At 60.4% G+C, this 26,396-nt stretch carries 21 protein-coding genes; 10 read left to right on the top strand and 11 right to left on the bottom strand.

Annotated elements, in window-relative coordinates; genetic code table 11:
* Window positions 1–302 precede the first annotated feature (302 nt).
* The 5 genes from IPP95_11700 to IPP95_11680 all read left to right on the top strand — a co-directional run bounded on the left by IPP95_11700 (window position 303) and on the right by IPP95_11680 (window position 8,221).
* Window positions 303–1,061: a response regulator transcription factor gene (locus IPP95_11700; protein ID QQS71844.1), complete on the top strand. Its 759-nt coding sequence runs from the start codon at window positions 303–305 to the stop codon at window positions 1,059–1,061.
* A 2-nt stretch (window positions 1,062–1,063) separates the two neighbouring features.
* Window positions 1,064–4,114, top strand: a complete 3,051-nt coding sequence (locus IPP95_11695) for a histidine kinase (GenBank protein QQS71843.1) — start codon at window positions 1,064–1,066, stop codon at window positions 4,112–4,114.
* A 19-nt stretch (window positions 4,115–4,133) separates the two neighbouring features.
* On the top strand, window positions 4,134–4,400 hold the full coding sequence (locus tag IPP95_11690; GenBank protein ID QQS71842.1) for a hypothetical protein: 267 nt from the start codon (window positions 4,134–4,136) through the stop codon (window positions 4,398–4,400).
* A gap of 151 nt (window positions 4,401–4,551) precedes the next feature.
* Window positions 4,552–6,153, top strand: coding sequence for a hypothetical protein (locus tag IPP95_11685; protein ID QQS71841.1), 1,602 nt, complete (start codon window positions 4,552–4,554; stop codon window positions 6,151–6,153).
* A gap of 46 nt (window positions 6,154–6,199) precedes the next feature.
* Window positions 6,200–8,221 (top strand): glycoside hydrolase family 2 protein, encoded by a 2,022-nt coding sequence (locus tag IPP95_11680; protein ID QQS71840.1) that lies wholly within the window; start codon window positions 6,200–6,202, stop codon window positions 8,219–8,221.
* Between the two features lie 144 nt (window positions 8,222–8,365).
* Here IPP95_11680 and IPP95_11675 read toward each other — a convergent pair whose 3' ends face one another.
* The 9 genes from IPP95_11675 to IPP95_11635 all read right to left on the bottom strand — a co-directional run bounded on the left by IPP95_11675 (window position 8,366) and on the right by IPP95_11635 (window position 18,448).
* On the bottom strand, window positions 8,366–8,521 hold the full coding sequence (locus tag IPP95_11675) for a hypothetical protein (protein QQS71839.1): 156 nt from the start codon (window positions 8,519–8,521) through the stop codon (window positions 8,366–8,368).
* Window positions 8,518–9,042: a zeta toxin family protein gene (locus IPP95_11670; protein ID QQS71838.1), complete on the bottom strand. Its 525-nt coding sequence runs from the start codon at window positions 9,040–9,042 to the stop codon at window positions 8,518–8,520. Before IPP95_11670 ends, IPP95_11675 begins: the two co-directional genes overlap by 4 nt.
* 394 nt (window positions 9,043–9,436) lie before the next feature.
* Window positions 9,437–11,182, bottom strand: coding sequence for a T9SS type A sorting domain-containing protein (locus tag IPP95_11665; protein QQS71837.1), 1,746 nt, complete (start codon window positions 11,180–11,182; stop codon window positions 9,437–9,439).
* A 216-nt stretch (window positions 11,183–11,398) separates the two neighbouring features.
* Window positions 11,399–13,342, bottom strand: coding sequence for a 1-deoxy-D-xylulose-5-phosphate synthase (locus tag IPP95_11660; GenBank protein QQS71836.1), 1,944 nt, complete (start codon window positions 13,340–13,342; stop codon window positions 11,399–11,401).
* 339 nt (window positions 13,343–13,681) lie between these two features.
* A complete protein-coding gene (gene thiL, locus IPP95_11655; GenBank protein ID QQS71835.1) occupies window positions 13,682–14,725 on the bottom strand; it encodes a thiamine-phosphate kinase in 1,044 nt (347 codons plus the stop codon).
* A 129-nt stretch (window positions 14,726–14,854) separates the two neighbouring features.
* Entirely contained in the window at window positions 14,855–15,469 is a 615-nt protein-coding gene (locus tag IPP95_11650) for an NADH-quinone oxidoreductase subunit I (protein ID QQS71834.1), read from the bottom strand.
* Window positions 15,466–16,488, bottom strand: a complete 1,023-nt coding sequence (nuoH, locus tag IPP95_11645; protein QQS71833.1) for an NADH-quinone oxidoreductase subunit NuoH — start codon at window positions 16,486–16,488, stop codon at window positions 15,466–15,468. The genes IPP95_11650 and nuoH overlap by 4 nt, the downstream gene beginning before the upstream one ends.
* Window positions 16,485–17,498 carry a (2Fe-2S)-binding protein gene (locus IPP95_11640; GenBank protein QQS71832.1) on the bottom strand — a complete coding sequence of 338 codons (1,014 nt, stop codon included), beginning with the start codon at window positions 17,496–17,498 and terminating at the stop codon, window positions 16,485–16,487. Before IPP95_11640 ends, nuoH begins: the two co-directional genes overlap by 4 nt.
* A 380-nt stretch (window positions 17,499–17,878) precedes the next feature.
* A complete protein-coding gene (locus tag IPP95_11635) occupies window positions 17,879–18,448 on the bottom strand; it encodes a DUF1003 domain-containing protein (protein ID QQS71831.1) in 570 nt (189 codons plus the stop codon).
* Between the two features lie 283 nt (window positions 18,449–18,731).
* Between IPP95_11635 and IPP95_11630 the strand changes: the two genes are divergently transcribed.
* The 4 genes from IPP95_11630 (at window position 18,732) to IPP95_11615 (ending at window position 22,633) form a co-directional block, all read left to right on the top strand.
* Window positions 18,732–19,586, top strand: coding sequence for a class II glutamine amidotransferase (locus tag IPP95_11630; protein QQS71830.1), 855 nt, complete (start codon window positions 18,732–18,734; stop codon window positions 19,584–19,586).
* A gap of 104 nt (window positions 19,587–19,690) precedes the next feature.
* Window positions 19,691–21,001 (top strand): aspartate aminotransferase family protein, encoded by a 1,311-nt coding sequence (locus IPP95_11625; GenBank protein ID QQS71829.1) that lies wholly within the window; start codon window positions 19,691–19,693, stop codon window positions 20,999–21,001.
* Between the two features lie 126 nt (window positions 21,002–21,127).
* Entirely contained in the window at window positions 21,128–22,081 is a 954-nt protein-coding gene (locus IPP95_11620; protein QQS71828.1) for a carbon-nitrogen hydrolase family protein, read from the top strand.
* A gap of 27 nt (window positions 22,082–22,108) precedes the next feature.
* On the top strand, window positions 22,109–22,633 hold the full coding sequence (locus IPP95_11615; GenBank protein QQS71827.1) for a VOC family protein: 525 nt from the start codon (window positions 22,109–22,111) through the stop codon (window positions 22,631–22,633).
* Window positions 22,634–22,732: 99 nt separating this feature from the next.
* Here IPP95_11615 and IPP95_11610 read toward each other — a convergent pair whose 3' ends face one another.
* On the bottom strand, window positions 22,733–23,689 hold the full coding sequence (locus IPP95_11610) for an OmpA family protein (GenBank protein ID QQS71826.1): 957 nt from the start codon (window positions 23,687–23,689) through the stop codon (window positions 22,733–22,735).
* A gap of 95 nt (window positions 23,690–23,784) precedes the next feature.
* Here IPP95_11610 and IPP95_11605 point away from each other — a divergent pair, with 95 nt between their 5' ends.
* Window positions 23,785–24,513, top strand: coding sequence for a hypothetical protein (locus IPP95_11605; GenBank protein ID QQS71825.1), 729 nt, complete (start codon window positions 23,785–23,787; stop codon window positions 24,511–24,513).
* On the opposite strand, the gene IPP95_11600 is transcribed toward IPP95_11605, so the two are convergent.
* Window positions 24,483–26,207: an ABC transporter substrate-binding protein gene (locus IPP95_11600; GenBank protein ID QQS71824.1), complete on the bottom strand. Its 1,725-nt coding sequence runs from the start codon at window positions 26,205–26,207 to the stop codon at window positions 24,483–24,485. The genes IPP95_11605 and IPP95_11600 overlap by 31 nt on opposite strands.
* Window positions 26,208–26,396: the final 189 nt, after the last annotated feature.

Here is a 26,396-nt window from a genome sequence, read left to right as displayed (position 1 = left end):
CGCCGGTCTAGTTCCCCAAGTCGTTGAAGATCCAGTAGGGAGCGCCGATCGTGAGGATGGAGTATGAGTTTTTCATGGTAACGGAGGTGTTGGTCCTGCACGAAACTATCGCGATCTCAGTGCGTCCATATGCTCACAACGAGCAACGGTGGATCCCAAGGCGCGAGCGGGAAATACCCCATTCCTCGCAATCATTCAAGCAATGGACAACCTCTTCCGCGCCTTGGCCAGGAACGACCGTTCATGGCTTCGCATGTCCCGGCCTCCCTACCTTGTCCTACTTTCCGGACAATTCCGACACCATGGCCATACGCGCACTGATAGTGGACGATGAGGCGGATGCCCGCCATAACCTTCAGCTGATGCTTGAAGAGCAATGTCCGAACGTGGAAGTGGTGGGCATGGCGGCCACGGCCGATGAGGCCCGGAAACTGATCGGAACGATGGACCCGCAGGCGCTTTTCCTTGACATCAAGATGCCCGGCGAGGACGGCTTTTCGCTGCTGCGCTCCCTTCCGGAACCCCATCTCCCTGTGGTCTTCACCACGGCCTACGACGAGTTCGCCCTGCGTGCCTTCAAGGAAAATGCCTTGGACTATCTGGAGAAGCCGATCGACCCGGAAGAACTGGACCGGGCCGTGGGCAAGCTGGAGCGCACGGTGGGCGACCCTGGTGAGACCAAACGGCGCAGCGAAGGCTTACATGCCCTGATGAACGATCCGGCATCGCCGCTGAGCACCCGTGTGGCCGTGCCCAGCCGCGACGGGCTGGTACTGTTGCGCCACGAGGACATCCTCTATCTGGAAGCCAGTGACAGCTACACCGTGGTGCATGTCCGCGACGGGAAGCGCACCATCAGCAGCAAGCACATCCGCGTGTTCGAGACCAACCTCGACCCCAAGAAATTCTTCCGCGTCCACAAATCCTACATCATCAACCTGGAGCATCTGCGGAGCTTCAGCCGCAGTGAAGGCAACATGGCCGTGCTGGACAACGGTGCGCTGGTGCCGGTGAGCCGCCGCCGCTTGCCGGACCTCTTGGCGATGATCAATACTTTTTGACGGTGGCAGGCACGGGAAGCCCGGTATCAGCACGTGCCCGGTCGCGCCGCAGGGCAGGCTTCCTGCTTGCCGTCGCCCTCTGCTTTCCCGCTCCTTCCCTGCTCGCCCAGCAGTTCGGCTTCACACAGTTCGCCCCGCGGAACGGCCTTGCACAAAGCCAGGTGCGCTGCATGGCGCAGGACAGGTCGGGCTACCTCTGGTTCGGGACCTTGGGCGGCGCCAGCCGTTTCGACGGTGAGGACTTCATCAATTTCGGCCTGCGCGACGGCCTCCCCGACCCTCAGGTAAATGCGCTGCTGGGTGCTTCGGACGGCACGGTGTGGTTGGGCTGCGGCTCCTTCCTGGTCCATTTCGATGGCCATGCCATGCATACCGTTCCCCTACCAAAGTCGGCTTCCGATGCCCGCATCCTCGCGCTGGCGGAAGGAACCGACGGCACGATCTACATCGGGTCCGAAGGTGCCGGGCTGCTTCAACTGCAACGCGGGCTGGTGAGCGTTCCTCCCCATTGGCCCAAGGACACGGCCAGCAGCGTGCGCACCCTGCTGATCATGCACGACGGCAGTTTGTTGGCCGGACTCCGGAATGGCCTGCTTCGCGGGGGCAGCAAGGGCTGGACGCCGGTGAAGCTCCCCATATCCTCCTCCATCAGCGCCTTGGCCCTGGGGAAGGACGGAACGATCTGGGTGGGTACCTACGGCGATGGCCTGTTCGGGCTGCAGAAGGACGGGACGCCGGTGGAATATAACGAAGCGAACGGCCTGCTTCAGAACAATGTGCGCGCCCTGCTCGTGGACCGCCGCGATCGCTTGTGGGCGGGGACCAAGTTCGGCGTCGACCTGCTGGAGGACGGGCGCTTGCGTGCCTACACGGTGCATCAGGGCATGCCCAACGACAATGTCTGGTGCCTTTTCGAGGATGATGGCGGCGGCCTGTGGTTCGGCACGGACGGCGCGGGGGTGCTGCGCTACGCCGGCGAATCCTATGTGACATACACCGTTACCGAAGGGCTGTGCAGCGACCTGGTGATGTGTGCCCTGAGCGACAAGCACGGCGATATCTGGTTGGGCACTTACGGCAACGGGGTGTGCCGCATGGACGGCATGGCGCAGATCTCCACTTTGGACGGCCTGCCCAACAACACCGTCTGGTGCGGGCTTGTGGACAGGGACAGCTCCCTGTGGTTCGGCACCAGCGACGGCCTCTGCCACATCGTGAACGGCATCGTGATCCCTCTGGAGCCGTTCCAAGCGCTGACCGGTCAACGTGTGCTTTCCCTTTTCCGCGCACCGACCGGCGACCTGTGGTGCGGAACACGGGACGGCGTATCCATGCTACACCCGGACGGCAGCGTGGAACAACATGGCGAAATGCACGGGACCGCCTTGCGCGGGGTGCGGAGTATTCGCAGTACCACCTCGGGGACGATCTGGTTGGCCACGGACCTTGGTGCGGTGCGGATCGAAGGCGACAGCGCCCGATGCTTCACCACTGCGGACGGCATGAGCCACAACAACGTCTTCTGCCTCAGCCCGGATGCGAAAGGGCGGCTCTGGATGGGCACATCGAACGGACTGACCTGCTATGACAAAGGACATTTCACCCGGATCGACCTCGGAATGGATTTCGGGTCGAACTACGTGGACCTCCTGCTGCGGGACGAAAGCAACAACCTCTGGGCCGGTACCAACAACGGGCTCTTCCGCTTCAACCCGGACAGCCTGCTGGCAGACCCTTCAGCCAAGGAGCACGTTACGGAAGAAGAGGGCTTGCGCGGGCTGGAATGCAACCTCAATGCCGGCTACCTGGACGCCCGCGGTCGGCTCTACTTCGGCACGAACGCCGGCCTGGTCGTGCATGACCCCGTCCGCAAACCGCTGCGCGCAAGCACTGCTCCCCCGATCACGCACATCACGGCCATCACGAGCTTCCTCGAACCCATCGCCGGGTCGGACAGCATCGGGATCGGCAGCGGGCCCAAGGCACCACTACAGGTCGGCTATCGGAAAAACCACCTCACTTTCACCTATACCGCCATCGCCTTGGCGAATGGGCAGCATGTGCGTTTCCAGTACCGCCTCATCGGTTTCGACAACGATCGGCTTCCGCCCACCGAAGCGCGCTTCGCCAGCTATTCCAACCTGCCGCAAGGGGCGTACACCTTCGAGGTGCGCGCTGCGGACAGTCAAGGTCGTTGGGGACCCGCTGCCTCAGTGGACTTCACCATCACCCCGCCGTTCTGGCTCCGGTGGTGGTTCTTCGCCTTGTGCGCGGCGATCCTCGCAGGGATCCTGCTGGGCGTGATGCGCTATCGGAAGATCCGCCGCCAACGCGCTGAAAAAACCCACAACCTCATCCTCCGCTCCCGTATGCTCCAATTTGAGCAACAAGCGTTGAACGCGAACATGAACCGGCACTTCATCTTCAACGCGTTGAACAGCATCCAGTACAGCATCAACCGCCAGGACCGGACCATGGCGAACAAGTACCTCACCAGCTTCGCGAAGCTGATCCGCAAGAACCTGGACGCCAGCCAGAACGACACCACCACCTTGGCCGAGGAACTTTCCCGCTTGGAACTGTACTTGGTGCTGGAGCACATGCGCTTCAAAGACAAATTCCAGTACAGCGTTAGCATCGCCCCTGAAGTGGACACCCATGCGGTGAAGATCCCCGCGATGATGCTTCAGCCCTACGTGGAAAACAGCATCTGGCACGGCATTCTGCCCATGGCGCGCCCCGGTCGCGTGGAGATCACCGTGGACCGCACGGCGGAGGGCCGAACGCGGATCCGCATCACCGATGACGGTATCGGCATCGATCACAGCGTGGGCAGCAAGAACGGCACGGAGCGTGACCACATCTCACGCGGGATCGAGATCACCAAGGGCCGCGCGGACATCCTGCGGAAGCTCAACCTCGCGGACATCCGCATCCAAGGCCCAGAGCAGCTCGGTGGCAAGCACGGCAGTGCCGGTACCCAGGTGGTGATCGAACTGCCTTCACCCGAGGCCGCGCCGACCGGCCCGGACCGTTTGCGATCGGGGACCTGATGCATTACATTTGTTGCACATGCTACGCCCAGTAAAAATAACCATGACCGCCAGTGCGATGCTTTTCGCATTGCTCATGCTGGTCGCTACCGGGTGTTCCAAGGAAGAGGTCGTGGCCCCTACCACGGCTCCTCAGGTCTCGAAGTCCATGAAGCCGGTGCAAGGAAGCAGCGACCAGGGCGGTACCACCATAACTCCGGGCAACACGGATAACAGTAAAGATCCCATCTCCGATGACGGCGATGACCTCGGCGACAAGGAGCGGTCGAGCAAGCCGAAGTCCTGAAATTTTTTCCTCATTGCAAGCAAAGCCCGGTCCTCCGGGCTTTTTTGTTGCGCATGCCGTTGGTGCCCTGCAACACGCCGTTCCCCGCGATGGGCATATCGGGACGGACAGCTCGGTGATAGCTTACGGAGGCTATCAAAAAACGTATACCATGCCCAAGCTTGCCCAAGACCATGTACACCGTCTGATCCATTCAATGTCGCGGGCGGAGAAACGCTACTTCAAGCTCCATACCTCCCGCCATCTGGTGGCCGGCCACAGCAACCACCAAGCGCTATTCGACGCCATCGCCGCCATGCCCGCCTATGACGAGAAGGCCATTCGCAAGCGCTTCGCCGGGGCTGCGTTCATGCGCCGCTTTTCCATCACCAAGCGACGGCTCTATGAAACCGTGCTCGCCAGCTTGGACGCTTTCCACGCCGATAGCTCCATCGACGACAAGCTTCGGCGCATGCTCCATCATGTGGAACTGCTGCACCGCAGGGCGCTCTATGCGGATGCCGTCAAGGTGCTGCGTGGCGCACGCACATTGGCCCGTGCACACGACCGACAGGCGTTGCTTCTTCAGGTGGCGGAATGGGAGCGGCGCGCCATGGAGCGCTGCAACTATTCGGGTGTCACCGCCGCTGACCTTGCAACGCGCGCAGGGTCCGTGGCAGGCGTGGCGGACGAGTGGCAGGAGGTGGACCGGCTGTGGCAGATCAAAAGCGCCTCCTTCCTACTGATCTATCGAAGCGGCCAAGCACCCGGCCCGAAGGAGCTGGAGCAACTGGAGGCTTTGGCACAAGAACCGCTGCTGGCGGACGGGGCCGAGCTGCACAGCGCACGCGCACGGTTCCTGCACCATCACGTGCGCAGCGCCTTGGCTTACGCGCAGAACGACCTGGCCCCTTGCGAACAACAATTGGCCGCCTGCGCCGACGTGCTGAGCAAAGAGCAGAAGCACTTCCAAGAAGAGCCGGACCTGATGCTCGGCGTGATGGGTAACCTCGCCCAAGTGCGCATGCGCTTGGGCAGGCACCAGGAGGCCCTGGACGGCTTTCGGGAATTCCGCAAGATCCCGCTGATGATGGCCACGGTGCCCAGCCCGGACCTGGAGATGAAGCTCTTTGTGATGGGCAGCAGCTTGGAGCTTTCGGTGCTTTCCGCGAAGGGCGAATTCGGCAAGGCCGTGGAGCATCTGACCGCCTTGGAAGCGGGCCTGGAGCAGTTCGGCGATCGCGCCAGCACCGTGCGCCGCGCCGAGCTCGCACTACAGGCCGCGTACGTCTCCCTCGGCGCGGGGGAATACGACCGGGCACTGCGCTGGTGCAACCGCCTCCTGAACGAAAAGGGTATCGAGGCCCACACCGAGCTGCACGCACTGGGCCGCATGCTCAACTTGATGGTCCTGGTGGAACTGGGCAAGGAGGAGCTACTGGCTTACATAGTGCGCAACACCCAACGCGCATTGAAGCAGCACAACGGCCCGTTCACTTTGGAGCTTATCCTGCTGGAACAGGCGCAGGCATTGGCCAAGCCAGGCTCCATGAAACTCCGGAAAGACCTTTGGCAAAACCTATTGCTGGAGCTGCAGGCCACAGCGAAGGAGCCGCGCGAACGCTCCGTGATGGACCAGATCGACCTCCTCTCTTGGGCACGCGCCAAGGCCGAGGGCAGGGGCTTCGCGGAACTGGTCAAGGAACTATGGAGCGCGTCGTCCAAGGCCACAGCAGCCAAGTCTAAAAGATCCGGGCGGAAGCAGGCGGCGTGAGGTTTCTCTGGTCCTTCCCCCGTGACCTGCGGAGTACATTGCCTCCATGTTCGACCGCATCGCCCGGCGACCAACCTTCACATACTTGCTCAGCAGGGCCGTGGCTTCAACGATCAGTGGCCTCGCCTTCGCGATCACGATCGCGGCGCAGGTAACCCACGTTCCCTTGGACAGCAACTGGCGTTTTCGCCAAGCCGACACGGAACGTTGGTTCTCTGCGGAAGTGCCCGGCGTGGTGCATACGGACCTCCTGCGCCATGGCTTGATCCCGGATCCGTATGTCAACTTCAATGCGGACAGCGTGCAATGGATCGAGAATAAGGACTGGGCCTACACCCGCACGATCACTGCGGACCGCACGCTGTTGCGGAACGAGCACATCGACCTTGTTTTCAAAGGGCTTGACACCTTCGCCGAGGTCTACCTGAACAATGCCCTGCTTGGCAAGGCGGATAACATGTTCCGCACCTGGGAATGGCCGATCAAGAAGAAATTGCGGCGTGGTGCCAACGAATTGAAGGTGATCTTCCGAAGTCCGATCGCGGAAGGAAAAACCCTGCGTGAAGCGTACAGCCTGCAGTTGCCGCACGACAATGACCCTTCCGGTGCAAGCCCCTACGCCCGCAAGGCGGCTTATCAATTCGGCTGGGACTTTGCGCCACGCTTGGTGAGCAGCGGCATTTGGCAACCGGTGGAATTGCGCTGCTGGAATAAGTCACGGATCACCGCGTTGCAGGTGCGACAGCAGTTTGATGCGGACAGCATCCGCGCCACCATTCACGCAAGCGTTCGTGGCGAAAAACGTGCGTCACTTCACTATTTCCTCGACGATCGACTTATCGGCGAACGAAGGATCGAGCCATCCCGATCGGACATGATCGATGCACCGTTTCATTTCGCGGTGGACAAGAACGATCTGTGGTGGCCTGCTGGATCCGGTAACCAAGCGCTGCATCGCATCCGTGTGGAAGTGCGTAACGCCACAGGAGATGTGCTCGACAAAGCACAATGCAACATCGGTTTCCGAAGTGTTGAACTGCGGCAAGAAGCGGACAGCATCGGTCGCTCTTTCACCTTCGTGATCAATGGCGTGCCCACCTTTATGAAGGGCTGCAACATCGTTCCGCCGGACATGTTCCCCTCGCGCGCCGGGGATTCCGCTTGGGTGGCCTTGGTGGCGAGTGCTCAGCGCGCGAACATGAACATGGTGCGCATCTGGGCCGGTGGCATCTACCCGCCCGATGCCTTCTTCGATGCCTGCGACACGGCGGGCATCTTGGTCTGGCAGGACTTCATGCTGTCGAATTTGGTACCTGCGGAAGGCGCATTCTTAGACAACGTTCTGGCGGAATCTCGCGAACAAGTAGTTCGTTTGTCAACACATCCAAGCGTGGCGCTGCTCTGCGGGAACAACGAGCTGGACGTGGCGTGGAAGAACTGGGGTTGGCAGCAGAAGTACGATCTGCACGGCGCTGATTCTGCACGCATCTTCCAAACGAACCACGATCTATGGGCGCGCCAACTTGCAGAGGTCGCACACGATGCGGGGCTACCCTACACGTGGACAAGTCCGCTGAGCAACTGGGGAAACGCGGCGGGACTGCGTAACGGCGACCTACACTATTGGGGCGTGTGGCATGGCGATGAACCCATCGCGGCAATGGCGGAAAACGTCGGGCGCTTTGTAAGTGAGTACGGTTTCCAGAGCTGGCCGGATAGTGCTCTGCTCGCCAAGTACATCGATCCAAAGCAGCTTTACCTCGGCAGTCCTGCGCTCCAATACCGCCAACGGAGCTACAAGACGGACGCTCCGATCTGGAAAGCGATCAAGGAAGAATTGGGCGAAGAACCGAAGACCTTAGGCCGCTTCATCACCGACAGCCAAGAGGTACAGGCCAACGCTTACCAGATCGCGATCAAAGCACAGATGGCCGCGCAGCCGCGCTGCATGGGCACGCTCTTCTGGCAACTCAACGATTGCTGGCCGGGCCCCAGCTGGAGCCTGATCGATCACGACGGGCATTGGAAGCCAGGGATGTTTGCGGTGCAGAAGCTTTATGCGCGTTGATGCCAATCCGCAGTACGAAAGAGTCCGAAGTTGGGCAGGTCCTGTGGTTGGCCCAATACTGATTCGCTAATTCCTGATTCCTAATTGGCCACGACCGCTTAGGCTGATCGGAATTAGGAATCAGGAATTAGCGAATCCAAAAATTCAAGGCTTCAATCCCACCACCTTCCCATCCACCATCACCCACACCTTGGTGCCGTGGATCTTGGCCATGCGGCGGGCTTCCTTTGCTGCGCGTTTGAGCGCCTTAAGGATCACCTCCGTCTTTAGTTCTCCGTTCTGGGAGTTTGGCTTCTTCATGGATGCTTTTCCAAAAGTACTGGTTCGGCGCCAGTCGCATCAAATACCCACCAGTTATCAGCCAATCCGCGATAGTGTTCCTTGAAATTCGCCCAGCCCCGGATATTCCTGCGCACCACATCTTTCGCAGGAACGTCATGTCCTCCTTGCTTCACTCGTGCGGCCACCCGCGAGAGGCAGATCTTCGAATCCTCAACCCTCAGGAATACGATCTCGATGTGGTACCCTCGCTCTTTCCATCGCTTGAACAGCTCCACATAGGTGTGACCGCTCAATGTGCTTTCCAATGCGAAGGATTCCCCACGCACTGTGAGGCGTTCAAGTTCCATCAACAGGATCCGTCCTGCAGCGCGTGCTGCCCGTTCCGGCATCAAGGGTGAAAGCCCGGATGCGATCAGATCGGCATTGATAAAGTTGACAACGTGGGCATCAGGAACAAGGAAACTCTTGGCGAACGTGGTCTTCCCCGCACCGTTTGGACCTGCGATGATGATGCACCGAGGCGCGGTTCTCTTGGCCATTGTTATCGCAAGATAGGTTCAACATGCGGCATCGGTTCACCATCCATATCCGCGCTCCGGGGGTCAACAAACAACTCTCGGCGCTCGGCTCCACGATAACCACAAAGGTCGGCCGCGCTTGCCTACCTCAGGTAGGTGCCCGGCTCTTATCCGCCTCAGGCGGGCTCTGCCGATATGGTCCTGAGGGTTGAAAATGGCCGGAGGCCGCAAGAGTTAGGCACTCGGGAAAAACCGGAGTGCAGGTGCGGGGAGCAATCCGGGCTCCAAGGCGACCTTGCCTGCCCCCGGCGCATGAATAGGGTGAGGCCCTTGTTCTGTTTGAGGTTGCCGAAGATCGATTCCTCGTCGATGTTACTCTTGCGCGTAGACCCGGCCTACGCGCCGCTCGTAGCTGCTACTCCTTCAAGAATGGAACCGCTACGATCCCCTGGTCCGTTACTACACGGATGGAATAAAACCCCGGCTGCAACGCATGCACGGAAATGGAACGGGACATTCCGGGCCGTGTGGATCCGTGCTCGACCGCGCGCCCTGTCCCATCATACACCACATAGGCCAAGTTGGTGGCACCATCAGGTGGCATGTCCAGCTGCAAGACATCATGCGCTGGGTTCGGGAACACCTGCATTCCATCCCGCGCGGTGGGCGTACCTACCAGCCCGGTGTACACCGCATCATACCTCACTACGAACGCACCGTCCAATTCATCCAGCGTCGTCGGCACCGCGAGCGGGAATTCACCTGGTCCGGGATCGAAGTCCACCGTTCCCACCATCTGTCCGGCTAGCAGGATGTGATCGGCATCATCCAGCGCAATGTCGTTCAGGAACAATTCGCCCTGTGCATCGCCCACGTGCCATGCATAGCGGAAGGTCCCATCCATGGCGTCGTACGATGCAACCCCGATATCCCCTGTAGGACCGATGGGGTCCAGCACGGCAGCGGGATCGGTCCCTGTGGCGTCCAGATCCACCGGGTCATTGAACTCGAAGCCCAGCACGGGCGCCCCGCTCGCATCCACGGCAAGCGACTCGTTGGAGCCTACCGGAATGTTCAAGTTCACCGCCCAGTAGGCTGCGCCGTTGAGCGGGATGCAGGCAAGGAAGTCGTTCGTGGGGCCGGTATTGCTGTCGTGGAAAATGGAATCACCGATCACGATCTGGTCCTCGTAGGAACCTACCACGAACAGGCGACCAGCTGTCCCGACCATGTCCGCGATGCCCACACCGTACATGCCCACCAAAGCAAAAGACGATACAAGCTCAAGCGTGGGAGCCAGTTGTATGATATAGGTGGTCCCCGATGTCGCCGTCACCTCCTCCACACCCGGTCCGGGATCGAGATCCAGCGCGCCGGGTCCCGTGACCGCCAGTGCAATACCGTCGCTGCTGGAAACCATAGCGTGTTGCAGATAGGATTCCGTGTCGAGATCCGCAGCCCATTCGAACACTCCCGAGCTGGTGTATTGGGCCAGGAACGTCTGCGCGTTAAACTGGATAACGGCGTGCAACGAATCCGCCGAGGAGTTCAGCTCCTGGTCCAGATCGATATCACGGTTGTAACCTCCCGCGATCAGCACCGAGCCATTGGTCCGCAGCATTACGTTGCGACCGGACAGGCCGGCCACACCGCCGCTCAGATGCTTGTGCCAGGCGTAGTTGCCATCGGTGGTGTAAGTGACCAGTACCAGATCATGCACCTCTTGGTTCACTGGATCCAACGTGGTCGCTTGCACCACCTGTGCGGCACCCGATGGATCCAGGTCCACGCTACCCCAAAGGGTGAAGAAGAGGTGTACCGCGCCATCGGGAGAGACTGCTACATCATGGATCTGTAGTTGATCGCTCACACCAGCGCTGGCGTGTAGCGGAAAGGCCCAGAGGAAGTCGCCCGTGGCGGTGTACTTCGCGACGAACCAAGCCTCATCCGCACCGGGATCCAGCAAGAACTCATCCGTACCAGGGTCGGCGTCCAGCACATCGCCCAGTTCGCCCACGACTACCACGTTGCCATCAGCATCCACGCCCAGGAATTCCGCCTGATCATAGCCGGGACTGTCCAGCGTGAACCCCCATTGGGGCGATTGTGACATTGATACGGTCGCGAGCAGTATGTACGCGGCAAAGGTGGTGTAGCGCATGACCATGAGCGTGGAATTTGAACTATCGAATGTACGCTACTTCTTCTTCCGAAGCTTATGGATTGGAGATGGGTGTCCACTGCTGGCGCTCGCGTGTCCCCAACGCGGGCAGCCGCTCGGCTTTTTGACGAGTGGCAGTCATTTTACCCCGTCGCATGGTCTCCGCTTCGGGACCCTGCCGTTCACCACTTTCAAGACTTCAGCCACACCATCTTATTACGCTGAAGCTCCAACACTCCGCGCACCCTTCGCCGGCAGCATCTCCTTCACCGCAGCCACCAGCGCAACTTCATCAAAGCCACATTCCGCGTAGAGCTCCTTTTGCGTACCGTGCTCAATGAAATGGTCCGGGATGCCTAAGCGTTTCACTTGGGCCTGGTAGCCATGGTCCGCCATGAACTCCAGTACCGCGCTGCCCATGCCGCCTTGGATGCAGCCATCCTCGATGGTGATCACGTGTTTGAACTTGCCGAAGACCTCGTGTAGCAACATCTCGTCGATGGGCTTCGCGAAGCGCATGTCGTAGTGCGCCACGCTGTAGCCTTCCGCCTGCAACGCATCAATGCCCTTGGCTGCGATGTTGCCGATGTGCCCGATGGTGAGCACCGCGATGTCGTTGCCGGAGCGCACTTTGCGACCGGTGCCGATGGTGATCTCCTTGAAGGGTGTCTTCCATTCGGTCATCACGCCTTCGCCACGCGGGTAGCGGATGCTGAAAGGGCCGATGTCACGGAGCTGCGCTGTGTACATCAGGTTGCGCAGTTCCTCCTCGTTCATCGGGGCGCTCACGATCATGTTCGGGATGCAGCGGAAGTAGGCGATGTCGAACGCGCCGTGGTGCGTGGGACCGTCGGCACCAGCAAGTCCGCCGCGATCGAGGCAGAGGACGACGTGCAGCTTTTGCAGCGCCACGTCATGTACCACCTGGTCGTAGGCGCGTTGCATGAAGGAGCTGTAGATGTTGCAGAACGGGATCAGCCCTTGCGTGGCCATGCCGGCGCTGAAGGTGACGGCATGCTGCTCGGCGATGCCCACGTCGAACGCACGGTCCGGCATGGCCTTCATCATGATGTTCAGGGAACAGCCGCTGGGCATGGCGGGCGTCACACCCACGATCTTCGGATTCTTCTCCGCCAGCTCCACGATGGTGTGGCCGAAGACGTCCTGGTATTTCGGCGGCTGCGGGCTTTTCGGCACCACCTTGATGATCTCGCCGGTCTCTTTGTTGAACAGTCCGGGTGAGTGCCACACGGTCGGGCTGCCTTCTTCAGCAGGCTTGTAGCCCTTGCCCTTCATCGTTACCGTGTGCAGGATCTTCGGGCCGGGGATGTCCTTCAGGTCGCGCAGCACCTTCACCAAGCGCTCCACATCGTGGCCGTCCACCGGGCCGAAGTAGCGGAAGCGCAGGCTCTCGAAAAGATTGCTCTGCTTGAGCAATGCGGCCTTCACGGCGTTCTCCACCTTCTGCGCCACACCTTGCGCGTTCGGCCCGAACTTGCTGACCTTACCGAGCAGTTTCCACACCTCGTCCTTCACCTTGTTGTAGCTCTGGCTGGTGGTGATGTCGGTGAGGTATTCCTTGAGCGCGCCCACGTTCGGGTCGATGCTCATGCAGTTGTCGTTCAGCACCACGAGCAGGTCGCTGTTGGCGGTACCGCCGTGGTTGAGCGCCTCGAAGGCCATGCCGGCGGTCATCGCGCCGTCGCCGATCACGGCCACGGTGTGGCGGTCCAGTTCGCCCTTCAGCTTGCTGGCCACGGCCATGCCGAGCGCGCCGCCGATGGAGGTGCTGCTGTGGCCCACGCCGAAGGTGTCGTACTCACTTTCGCTGCGCTTGGGGAAACCGCTGAGGCCCTTGTACAGCCGGTTGGTGTGGAACAGTTCACGCCTTCCGGTGAGGATCTTGTGCCCGTAGGCCTGGTGTCCCACGTCCCAAACGAGCTGGTCGTAGGGCGTGTTGAAGACGTAGTGCAGTGCCACGGTGAGCTCCACCACGCCAAGGCTGGCGCCGAAGTGGCCGCCCTTCACGCTCACCACGTCGATGATGAAGTCGCGGAGCTCTTGGCACACCTGATCGAGCTGCGCTTCGGGGATCGTGCGCAGGTCCGAGGGAACGATGATGCGATCGAGCAGGGGGTAGGGGCTGGTGGTCTTGCTCACGGGAGAAAAATTCAAAAGTCGAACAAAGTTAGGATCTATGGCCGAGCCGTGGGCTAAAGAGTACCTCGAAGAACCTCGAACCGATGGCACAAGCACTTATCGTTCGGTTCAGCCAAGGCGCGACGAAAGGAAGTTACCCGCAGGTAACTGACTGAGGAGCAACGCAGGATGGCCGATCGAGAAGGCTTGCCCGAAGGGTCGGTACGTAGTGCCGATGACGCGGGAGTGAGGTTCTTCGAGGTACTCTACAGGCATTCAACTCCTTTCTGACGAAAAAACGTATGTGGCCGTTGTTCGCGACACAACGTTCCATCGAATGACAAGAAAGTTCCGGGCCGCTCAGCGCTTCAGCAGCGCATCCCAGCCCTGTGCCTTCAGTTCATGCTGCCCACCTTGGCGGTCCACCAACTGATAGCCGCTGGCCAGGTCGGTCATGTGGCCGATCACCGTAAAGTGCGGTGAACCCTTCACCTTGTCGTAGTCGCCTTGGGGGATGGTGAAGAGCAGCTCGTAGTCCTCACCGCCGTTGAGCGCGCAGGTGGTGGGGTCCAGGTCGAAGTCGCGGGCGGTGCGATAGGTCACCGGGTCGATGGGGAGCTTTTCCTCGTAGATCTTCACGCCTAATTCGGAGCGGCGTGCGACGTGCATCGCTTCGCTGGCCAGGCCGTCACTGATGTCGATCATGGCCGTGGGCTTGATCTCCATCTCTTTGAACATGGCGATGACGTCTTTGCGGGCTTCCGGCTTCAACTGCCGCTCCAAGATGTAATCGAAGCCGACGAGGTCGGGCTGTACGTTGGGGTCCTGTTTGAAGACGGCCTTTTCGCGCTCCAGCACTTGCAGGCCCATGTAGGCGCCGCCGAGGTCGCCGCTCACTACCAAAAGGTCGTGCTCCTTGGCGCCATGGCGGTAGACGATGTCCTCCTTTTTCGCCGCACCGATGGCCGTGATGGATAGCACCAGTCCGCTGGTGGAAGAGGTGGTGTCGCCGCCCACGAGGTCGACGCCGTAGGCCTGGCAGGCGGTGAGCATACCCGCGTACAGCTCATCCACGGCTTCCAAGGAAAAACGGTTGCTGATGGCGATGGCCACGGTGACCTGCTTCGGCACGGCGTTCATGGCGTACACATCGCTGAAGTTGACGATCATCGCCTTGTAGCCGAGGTGCTTCAAGGGCACATAGCCGAGGTCGAAGTGGACGCCCTCCACGAGCATATCGGTGGTAACCACCTGCATGAGGCCTTGCGGGTCGATCACCGCAGCGTCATCGCCGATGCCTTGCAGCGATGAGGGGTTCACCAGTTCAACCGCGGATGCCAACCGGTCGATCAAGCCGAATTCGCCGAGCGCGGAAAGTTCCGTGCGGGAGGGGGTATCTGACATGGGCGGCGAAGTTACCGGAGAACGTTGTGTCCGTTCCCATAGGCCAAGGTCGTATGTCCTATGTCCTATGCCGGATGAAGCATGGGACATAAGACACCAGACAGGACATATCCGCGATGCTCCCGGACCTCACCGATTATGCGCAAAGTGCTTGTTCGCCTTGAACTTCAGCACGGCGGGCGGTTGGCGCTTGCTGATATCGATGCGTTTGGCGGGGTCCATCGGCTCCACCAGCTCTTCTTTGGTAAAGATGAAGGGCTTACGCAGGTAGTCGCTTTCCACGATGCGATCGGTGAGGAAGATGGCCTCCTTCGGGCAGGCGTCCTCGCAATCACCGCAATAGATGCAGCGGAGCATGTTGATCTCGTAGGTCACCGAATACTTCTCCTCGCGATAGAGGTGCTCCTCCCCTTTCTTGCGCTCACCGCTGGTCATGGTGATGGCCTCGGCAGGGCAGGCCACGGCGCACAGGCCGCAGGAGGTGCAGCGCTCGCGGCCTTGATCATCGCGCTTCAGCACGTGCATGCCACGATATACATCGCTGAAGGGCCGCTGCTGCTCGGGATACTGGATCGTGGGCCGCTTCAGGCGGAAGAAGTGCTTAATGGTGATGAACAGCCCGCCGAGGATCGCCGGCAGGTAAATGCGCTCCATCAGCGTCATCTTTTTATTGCTCACCTGCTTGCTGCGGGAGGTCAGCGGTGCGAAGCCGCCGCGAGCGGACATGTTATTCGCCGTGCTCATGGCGCCAGTTGGCCTTGTGCGAGCATGATGCCGCCGGTGATGAGGATATTGACGATGGCCAAGGGGATCAGGCCTTTCCAACCGAGGTTCATCAGCTGGTCGAAGCGGAAACGCGGCAGGGTCCAGCGGATCCACATGAAGAAGAAGATGAAGAAGAAGGTCTTGGCGAACATCGCGGCCACACCGATGATGGTGATGAGGTTGGGGTCCCAGCCGGTGCTGGCGAGCCCGGGCACGTCGTATCCACCGAAGTAGAGCGTGGCCATCACCGCGCCACTGATGAACATGTTCACATATTCGGCAAAAAGGTAGAAGCCGAGCTTCATGCTGCTGAACTCGGTATGGTAGCCTCCCACCAGCTCGGTCTCGCACTCGGGCATGTCGAAGGGCGCCCGGTTGGCTTCCGCGAAAGCGCAGACAATGAAGATCAAGAAGCCGAGCGGCTGGCGGATGATGTTCCAGCCGTGCTCCACCTGATAGTCCACGATGCCGCCGAGGCTGAGGGTGCCGGTCATCATCACCAGCGCCACGATGCTGAGGCCCATGGCCAGCTCGTAGCTCACCATCTGGCTGGCCGCCCGGATGGCGCCGAGCAGCGAGTACTTGTTGTTGCTGGCCCAGCCGCCGCGCATGATGCCGTAGACGCCGATGCCCACCATCGCGAAAACGAAGAGGATGCCGATCTCCGGATTGATCCCTTGCAGGCTCACGCTGACATCACCGAACTGCAATGTGCCGCCCCAGGGGATCACCACACCGGTGATCAAGGCGGTGGTCATGGCCACGGCGGGGCCGAGGAAGTAGAGGGTGCGGTTAGCGTTGGCGGGCACGAAGTCCTCCTTCATGAACATTTTACCACCGTCGGCCAAGGGCTGGAAGAGGCCGAAGGGGCCGGCACGGTTGGGGCCGATGCGGTCCTGCATGAAAGCGGCCACCTTGCGCTCGCCATAGGTGGAATACGCTGCCACGGTGAGGGTGATCACGAAGAGCACGAGCAGGAAGATCGCGGTAGGGATCATCGGTTCTTCTTGGCGGGTTTCAGGTGGGTCAGCTCGGGCACGTTGGGCGCGGGGTTGTCCAGCACCTTCTGCTCGGTCTTCAGCACATAGTGCCCTTGGGAGATCACGCTGTGCCGGTCGATGTTGCGCGGCCCTTCCACGACCCAGTCACTGAGCTGCTTCTTCTCGAAGCGGCATGTGTTGCAGATGAATTCCTCCACCTCGCCCCACTGGTCCTTCCGGCCGGTGACGCGCAATACCTCCTGTCCCTTCAGCCACACCGTGGTCTTGCCGCTGCACTTGTCGCAGTCGCGGTGTGCGTCCACGGGCTTGGTGATCCACACGCGGGCGGCGAACCGGAAGGTGCGGTCGGTCAACGCGCCCACGGGGCACACATCGATCATGTTGCCGCTGAAGTCGTTGTCGATGGCCTGCTCGATGTAGGTACTGATCTCGGCCACGTCCCCGCGATTGATCACGCCATGAACACGGCCATCGGTGATCTGCTCGGCCACCTTCACGCAGCGGTAGCACAGGATGCAGCGCGTCATGTGCAGCTTGATCGTCTCCCCGATGTCGATGGGATCGAAGGTGCGGCGTTCGAACTGGTAGCGGCTGGTGGCCAAGCCGTGCTCGTAGGAGAGGTCCTGAAGGTGGCACTCCCCGGCCTGGTCGCAGATGGGGCAGTCCAGCGGGTGGTTGATCAATAGGAACTCGGTGACGCCGCTGCGGGCGTCGAGCAGCTCCGGGCTGAGGGTGTTCTCCACCACCATGCCGTCCATCACGGCCGTGCGGCAGCTGGCCACCGGCTTGGGAATAGGGCGGGGGTCCCGCTCACTGCCCTTCGTCACCTTCACGATGCAGGTGCGGCAATAGCCCCCGCTGCCCTTGAGGCTGGTGTAATAGCACATGGTGGGCGGGGCCACGTAGCGCTCGGCACTGTTGCGCTCGCCGATCATGCGGGCGGCTTGCAGGATCGTGGTACCCTCCGGGACCTCGATCTCGATGTTGTCTATGGTGACCTTTGGCATGGTCGGGCCGTTGTGGATCGGTAGGCCCTTGGCCCGCAAAGAAACGCATGCACGGGGATAAAAGCGAACCCCTGAAGTTTTACCGCTAAAGGTTTATACCACGAAGGACACGAAGAACACAAAGGAGGGCAACGGAATGCAAATAGGGGAACCGCAACAGGCGCAACAGGGTGCGACGGAATGCGGGCTTGACCACAATGAATGCCAGACCTGAGTTTGCCCCTGCTTGTGAAGCCAGCGGGGGGCGTTGCGTGAAATTTCGTTGCGAACGTTGCGTCCGTTGCGGTTAAATCCTTGGAATTGACCGGGCCGTCCCAGTTTACCCCCTCTGCGGTTAAACCTTCTTCTTCGTGTCCTTCGCGTTCTTCGCGGTACTTACCCTATCGTACTCCGGAAGCCAGCTTCGCCAGCCGGTGCTCCATGTCCGTAAGCACCTTGAACTGCTTCTCCTGCACTTCGGAGATCGAGCGGACCTCGTCCTGCAGCAGCAGGTCCATCTTCTGGTGCAGGCTGCGCAGCTCCAGCTCGGCCTTCAGGTTGATCAGATAGTCATTCTCGCTGCGCTTCCGGTCCTTCTCCTCCTGCCGGTTCTGGCTCATCATGATCACCGGTGCCTGCAAGGCCGCGATGCAGGAAAGCACCAGGTTCATCAGGATGAAGGGATAGGGATCGAAGTGGTCGCCTTCAGGAGTGAGAGAATTGTACAATATCCAGGCCCCCAGGATGATGAAGAAGGATACGATGAAAGTCCAGCTGCCGCCGAACGACGCCACCTTGTCCGCCAATTTTTGCCCGCGGGAAATAGCCTCGTGCGGCGGGTTCGCCAGATTGTTGATGATCAGCTCCTGCTCTTCGATCGCTTCCTTCACGATGCCTTGCAGTTTCTGCATCCGCTCGTTCCGTGCAGTAAGGAGCTCGTCCAGCTCGGTGTGTTTCTTCGTTCGTGCCATGGGGTGAAGATCGGAAGAAAAGTAGACCACTAAGGACACGAAGCACACGAAGGTGAATGCGAAGAATGGAACCGCAACGGTCGCAACGAGCGCAACGGGGGCGCAACGAAATGCAAGGGAGCATTGCACTCTTATTTCAGATGCTTCCCAAAGCGTTGCGTGTATTTCGTAGCGTCGTAGCGACCGTTGCGGTGAAAACCTCTTCTCCGCGTTCTCCGCGCCCTTTGCGGTTGAAACTTCTTCGTCGTGTTCTTAGCGTCCTTTGCGGTACAAACTTCCTTCCATGTGCCGCTTCCTATCCTATCTCGGTGCCCCCATCAGCATGGGCGAGCTCTTATATGACCCCAAAGATTCCATCATCAAGCAGAGTTATGCCGCGCGTGAGATCGAGGAACCCCTCAATGGCGACGGCTTCGGTGTGGGCTGGTACCACCACGACCGCACGCCCCACCCTGCTGTGTTCGTAAGCGTCACGCCCGCCTGGAACAACCGCAACCTGCGCTACCTCGCCCCGAAAGTGACCTCGCACTGCATTGCCGCCCATGTGCGCGCCGCCAGCGTGGGCGACGTGGCCGAGGCCAACTGCCATCCCTTCCACTGCAAGGACCGCCTGCTGATGCACAACGGTGGCGTAGAGCATTTTCATCGGATCAAGCGCGACCTCTGCAACCTGCTTTCCGAGGTGATGTACACTTGGGTGAAGGGACAGACCGACAGCGAGCATCTCTTCGCCCTGTTCCTGGACCACCTGAGCGCGCATGAAAAGCCAACGCCCGACCAAGTGGCGGATGCCTTCGAGGCCATGATCGCCGACCTGAAGAAGCTGATGGCCACACACGCCATCACCGAACCGGCGTATCTCAACATGGTCTACACCGATGGCCGCATCGCCGTGGGCCTGCGCTACGTCACCGACCGCAGTGCCGCACTCACCATGTATTACAGCGAAGGCAAGAAATACATCTGCACGGACAACGTGTGCCAGATGGTGCGGGGTACCGATAAGAAGGAGCACGCGGCGATGATCGTCTCGGAAAAGCTCACCGATGTGGCCGATGATTTTATCGAGGTGCCAGCGCATCACTTTGTGCTGGTGGATGCGGATCTGATCGTGAAGGTGCGGGCGGTGGTGGGGTAGTGAAAGTTCTCAACGGGTATTGAAAAGTTTGGGCGGTTTTGCCATTCCGTCACAGTCCGGTTTACCAAAGAAGAAGACCTTTGCACCGCATCCCAGTTTCTACCATGACCGAAGAAGTGACCAAGAGCCAAGAGCTCATCTCCCGCCGCAAAGCCGCCATCCCGAACGGGGTCGGCATGTTCAACCACGCCACCGCCGTGAAGGCCGAAGGGGCCATCATCACCGACGCGGACGGCCGCGAGCTGATCGATTTCGCCGGTGGCATCGGCGTGGTGAACGCGGGACATTGCCCACCGCCCGTGGTGAAGGCCATCCAAGAGCAGGCCGCGAAATTCCTGCATGTCAGCTTCAACGTGGCCAGCTACGAGCCGTACATCGCGCTCTGCGAAAAGCTGAACACTATACTTCCGCACGGCAAGGCCACTAAGACCATGTTGGTCAGCACCGGCGCGGAAGCCGTAGAGAACGCCGTGAAGATCGCGCGACAGGCCACCGGTCGCCAAGGTGTGCTCTGCTTCACCGATGCTTTCCACGGCCGCACGCTTATGGCCATGACGCTTACCAGCAAGGTGGGCTACAAGCCGAACAGCGGGCCGTTCGCTCCGGAAGTGTACCGCACGCAGTTCCCGAATTTCTACCGCTATGGCGCGGGCCGCAGCGAGGCGGCGTTCGTGAAGGACGAGCTGCATCGCTTGCACGAATTGTCGCACAACACCGTGGCACCGGAGAACCTCGCAGCAGTGATCGTGGAGCCGGTGCAGGGCGAAGGCGGCTTCAACGTGATCCCGAAGGAATACTTGAAGGGCCTGCGGAAGTGGTGCGACCAGCACGGCATCCTGCTGATCTTGGACGAGATCCAGAGCGGCTTCGGGCGCACGGGTGCATGGAGCGCATTTGAGCAGCTGGGCGTGATGCCCGACATCAGCACCTGGGCGAAAAGCCTCGGCAGCGGCCTGCCCATCGCAGCAGTGGTGGGTCGTGCGGAAGTGATGGACGCGGCCGGCCCCAGCAGCATCGGCGGCACCTACATCGGAAGTCCGGTGAGTTGTGCGGCGGCGCTGGCCACCATCAAGTACATGGAGGAGATCGACATCAACGCAAAAGGACGGCATGTGGGCGAAGTGATACGCAAGCGCTTCGAGAAGATGCAGGCGAAGCACAAGTGCATAGGCGACGTGCGCGGCTTAGGCGCGATGATGGCCATGGAGTTCGTGCAGGACGGCGACCCGCAAAAGCCCGATGCCGACACCTGTGGCAAGTTGATGGCTGCCTGCGCCAAGCGCGACCTCATCGTGATCAACGCCGGCACGGAGAAGAACATCATCCGTGTGCTCTGCCCGCTCGTCATCAGTGACGAACTGCTGAAGAAGGGGTTGGACATCATGGAGGAGGAACTCGCTGCGATCGTCGGGTAAGGTTCACCACAGAGGCACGGAGACACAGAGAATTTCGAAACACGAGAACACATGCAGTCATAGGGGACATCGAGTGCAAACCGCACTTCTCTGTGCCTCCGTGTCTCTGTGGTAAAATAAAGATCCATGAAACCCTTCTCCATCGCCGGCATCCAAATGCGCGTCAGCGCCTCCTACAGCAACGTGGAGGCCATGAAACTGAAGCTCAACATCCTCATGAACCTCTACCCGTGGGTGGACATGGTGGTGTACAGCGAACTCTGCGCCTACGGCCCGCTCACGCATCATTCGCTTGCCCGGATCGAGGATTTCGAGGAGCCGATGCAGGAGTTGGCCCGCAAGCACAAGGTGTGGCTGTTGCCCGGCTCGGTGTTCCACACGGTGGAAGGCAAGATCTACAACACGGCGTCCGTCATCGACCCGGACGGCAACGTAGTGACGCGCTACCGGAAAATGTTCCCGTTCTACCCGTACGAGGTGGGCGTCACCCCTGGACATGAATTCTGTTTGTTCGACGTACCGGAAGTGGGCCGTTTCGGGGTGAGCATCTGCTACGACATGTGGTTCCCCGAGACCACGCGCACCTTGGCCGTGCAAGGCGCGGAGGTGATCCTGCACCCCACGCTCACCGGCACTATCGACCGCGAGATCGAGCTGAGCATTGTACGCGCCAGCGCTGCCATCAACCAGTGCTACATCTTCGACATCAACGGGTTGGACACGGGAGGTAGCGGACGCAGCATCATCTGCGGGCCGGAAGGCCGCGTAATGTATCAGGCTCAGAACAACGAGGAGATGATCCCCATCGAGATCAACCTTGAAAAAGTGCGCCGTAGCCGGGAGCTCGGGCTGTTGCGCTTAGGCCAGCCATTGAAGAGTTTCCGCGACCATCTGGGCGATTTCGACATTTACTGGAAGAACGCGCCGAAGCCGTATCTTGACAGCCTCGGTCCTTTGATCAAGCCACAACGGGTTAAAGAGCTCGGCGACCTGCGTATCCAGGAAGAAGCGGTCGGGATCCCGGGCAAGTCGGCATTCACCTCCTCCATACCTCCGGGCGGGTCGGGATCAGCAATTTGAAGCCAGCCGGGCCACGGCACAACGAAAATGGGAAGCACAGCAAGCAACAGCATCAGCGCTGCCATGAAGAAGTTCACGGCCTTGAAGGACTACGTGACCTGGTTCGAGATACCGGCCTACGACATGGAACGCGCCAAGGCCTTTTACGATCACGTATATCACATCCGTATGGAGACCTCCCGTACGGGTGATTTCGCCATGGCGTATTTCCCTGCCGACCAAGGCATCGGTGGTGCCGTGGTGCAAGGCCCGGGCTGCCTGCCGAACGATACCGGCGCATTGATCTACCTGAACGCGGGTTCAAACCTGGAGATGCTGTTGGGCCGCGTGGCCGAGGCCGGTGGCCGCGTGATCATGGGCCGCACGCTCATCAGCGAGGATTCGGGCTGGTTCGCACTGTTCATCGATACGGAAGGGAACCGTTTGGCCTTGCATGAGCGTCCCGCAGCGAAGTCCGCTGTGCCTAAGGCGAAGAGGGCGGCGAAGCGTCCTACTACGCGTAAGCCTGCTGCTAAAAAGGCTGCCGCGAAGAAGGTGGCTAAGAAGAAGTAGTTACCGCGTATCGTTTATTGAAACCGGCCAGAGGCCCTGAATGCACACGCACTTGGCAAGTAGCCGAGCGCGGGCAACTGGTTCTGACCACGGACCAGATCAGTGCTCCTTCACCAGATCGTACAGCCCCTTCAGGTCCGGTGCCAGCACGACCTCGATGCGGCGGTTCTTGGCTTTGTCGTCGGGGTCGGCAGGCTCGTATTCGCCTTTGCCGGCCGCGGTGATGCGCTTGGGGTCGATCTTGGAGCTTTCTTGAAGGATGCGCACCACACTGGTGGCCCGTAGGACGCTGAGGTCCCAATTGTCCTTGTAGGCCGCACCCGGCAGCACCTTGTCGGTGTCCGTATGGCCTTCCACCATGATGTTCACATCCTTGTCGTTTTCGATCGCCTTGGCCAAACTGCTCAATGCCTCACGGCCCTTGGCGTCCACCGTGGTGCTTCCGCTGGGGAATAGCAGCTTGTTGTCCAAGCTTACGTAGATCTGCCCGTCCCTCTGGGTCACGGTCAATCCCTTCCCCTCGAAACCGGTCAGTGCTTGGCTCACGCGGTCCTTCAGCGCTTTCATGGCCTGGTCCTTCTTGTCCAACTCCGCCTGCAGCTCAGCCAATTTGGCCTCGCGGTCCTTCAAGGAACCGGCCAGCACTGCCAGTGAATCCTCCTTGTTCTGGAGCTTCAGGCGGTTGGCCTCGAGGTCGGTGAGCAGCTTGCGGTTCTCGTTGTTGCCCCCGGCCAGCAGCAGGTTGTACTTTTCCAGCAGCTCGTTGTTCAGCGCATTGATCTTGTCGTACTGCGTGGTCATGTGGCGCAGGCTGGTGCCCAAGGTGAGCGTGTCGCGCTGGAGCATTTCCTTGCGGCGCGTCAGGTCCTCCAAGGTGACCTGCTGGTCCTTCATGGCGGCCTCGGTCTGTTGGGCCTTCGCCAACGCGGAGCTTTCATTTTCCTGCATGGCCTTGTAGCGCGTGTTCAGCTCTTCGTACTTGCGGGCGGGCACGCAGGCACTGAGGATGGCGATGGCCGCGAGGAGCGGCAGAACGGTCTTTCGTGTACGGATCATGGCTATCTTTCGTGAAAGACCAAAGGTCATTCCAAAGCGCCGATCGACCCCTGTGGGTGCAACCTTTTTATGAACATCGCGTTTTCCTTGCTACCATGGAACCCTTAAGCTGGAGCGGCGCGCCCGCTGACCGCATCCTCACCACCGCGTTGGACGAGGAGCTGGAGGAATACCGCCTGTTGGCCTATCTGCAGCGGGTGGAGGCCCAATACCGGGAGCATAAACTCTACCCGTGGCTGGATGAGCTGAAATTGCGCATCGGGCAGCTCCGGCAGGTGCAGGACCGCGCCGTGGAACTGGGAGCGCACATGCCCGGCGAGGTCATCGGGATGGACTTTTCGCGGAGTGGCTTAGTGAGAAAACCGATGGTGGAGCAGCGCTCGTGGGCCTTGGTGCTGCGCTCGCTGGAGCGAACGCTCCCTCCCCTGCTCACGGCCATGGAGCGCGGCCGGGAACTGCGTGATGAGCTCCATGCCCGCATCCGCTTCGAGCCCGTGGGCGTGGTGCCGTTGGGCGCGCGCGAAGGCTGGTTGCTATTGCGCCAGCAAAACGAGGCATTGGTGTATTCCTATTCCTTGCCGATCATTCAGGAGTTCCAGCCCCCCGACCTTCACAGGCATGTGCGCACGCACTACTTCGCCACATGGACCGTGGGCCTTTCCTGCACTTACGAGCACATCAAGGCGGAATTGGCCCGCAAAGGCCCACTGCCCAACCCGGCCACCTTTGTCTTCGAGGCGGACATCAGCCTGCCACGCATCGAGACCTTTCTGCCTTTGGCGAAACGGATCGCTTACGAGCTGGTATCGGGCACTTTCGAGTGAGGCTTTGGCCGCTTGAACCTCACCCGGCTCAGGTCCAACAGCTCCATCGGGTTCACGGCCAGGTCGAGCACCTTCGGGTCCAACAGTACGATGTACCGTTCATGGTACAGAGGCACGAGCGGAACGTCCCGCATGGCGATCTCTTCCGCGCGGGCAAGATCCTGCATCCGCCGTTGTTCATCGGTCTCCGTCATGGACTTCGCAAAGAGGGCATCGAAGCGCGGATCCGCGTAACGCGTGGTGTTGAGGCTCGAGGACAGGGAAGTGTCCTTCACGGCGTTCTTGCCATAGATCAAGGCGAGGAAATTCTCAGGGTCCGGCAGGTCCGCCACCCAGCCTTCGCGCCAGAAAAGGGCCTCGCCCCGTTCGATCCGTTCGTAGTATTCCTTGGGCGGCACCACGCTCACGGTGATCGCAACACCCAGTTCCTTCCCCAGCATCTCCTGTGCCTTGCTCGCCACGTTGCGGTACCCGAAGCCGTAGTTGTTCACCTGCAGTTGCACCCGGGGGAAACCCTTGCCGTCCGGATAGCCGGCCAGCGCCATCAATTGGCGGGCGCTGTCCGGGTCGAACGGGATGCCCGGAACCAGATCGTAAGGATAACCGGCCAGCCCCGGTGGCACCAACCCATGGTCCGCCAAAACCGCGATGCCGTGCAGCACACTGTCCACCAACGTCCGCCGGTCCAGCGCCAAGGCGAACGCACGGCGGACACGCAGATCGTTGAACGGGGACTTGGAGGCATTGAAGCCATAGAACTGGACGGCAAAGGCGGGGGTCGAAAGCTTGTTGAACCGCCGTTCACCGGTACCCGGGTCCACCGAATCGGCCAGCACCTTCATGCTCTCCAGCGACAGTTCCGTCACCATGTTCAACCTCCCTTTGAGGAACTCGGCGATCTCCTTTTCCTTGTCCGGCACCAAGGTCACCCGGACACCGTCCAAGTATGGCAATGAGCCACCGTCCTCGTCCCGGCCCCAATAGTTGCTGTTCCGCTCCAGCACGATCACCTCCTCGGGGCGTGCCACTTTCAGCCGGAACGGCCCGGTGCCGACGGCATGGCGGAACAGGTCCTTGCCATACTGCGCGGGCAGCTCCTTCGGCCATATCCAGCACCCGGATCCCGCGATGCTCTGCAGGAAGTTCGGGCAGGGCCGGGTAAGCGTGATGCGCACCGTGCGGTCGTCCAAGGCGGCGATCCCGCTAACGGAGCCGTCCTGCTTCCCGGAAGTATTGTAGTCGTCCGCACCGGCCACCTTGTCCTGGAACAGCCAGAAAACCTGGTCGCCCGCGCCCTTTTGGCAGATCGTGGTGAAGCAATGCACGACGTCCTCCGCTGTCAACTCCCGCCCTTCCCCGTCGGAAAATATCGGGTCGTCCTGAAAACGCACGTCATCCCGCAGGTGAAAAGTGTAGATGGTACCGGTGGGATCCACATCCCAACTTTTGGCCAAGCAGGGTACCACGGAAAGGTCCTTCGCATTGAACCGGACGAGCCCTTCATAGATCTGTGAAGCCACCCGCTGCTCGGAGACCCGCGTGATGGTGAGCGGGAAGATGCTACGCAGCACCTGGGTCTCGTTGAAGTTGAACACCCCGCCGTGCAGCGCCCCTTCGCCCCGGTCCGCGACCGGTGGACTTCCACAACCGCAAAAGGCGGCAAGCATGGCGGTGAACAGGGTCGATCGGAGCATAGAGAGAGCCAAATCTATCGGGCTACGGTGTGCGTTTTCACCTTGCTCCAGTGCATTACCAACAGCGTTGTCGTGAAACAACGGACATCCACGAGGTTTTCGGGGATACTTTTCAACCCGTTGCCACGTACCCTTTCCGCCGTTCCCCGTGTTGAAACCCGCCCCCGCCCTCCCCTTGCGCCGCCTCCT

It is taken from the genome of Flavobacteriales bacterium (assembly GCA_016700415.1).
GTDB lineage: Bacteria > Bacteroidota > Bacteroidia > Flavobacteriales_F > PHOS-HE28 > PHOS-HE28.
Note: the sequence above shows the minus strand (reverse complement) of the source record. Positions and strands in the feature narration are given on the sequence as shown.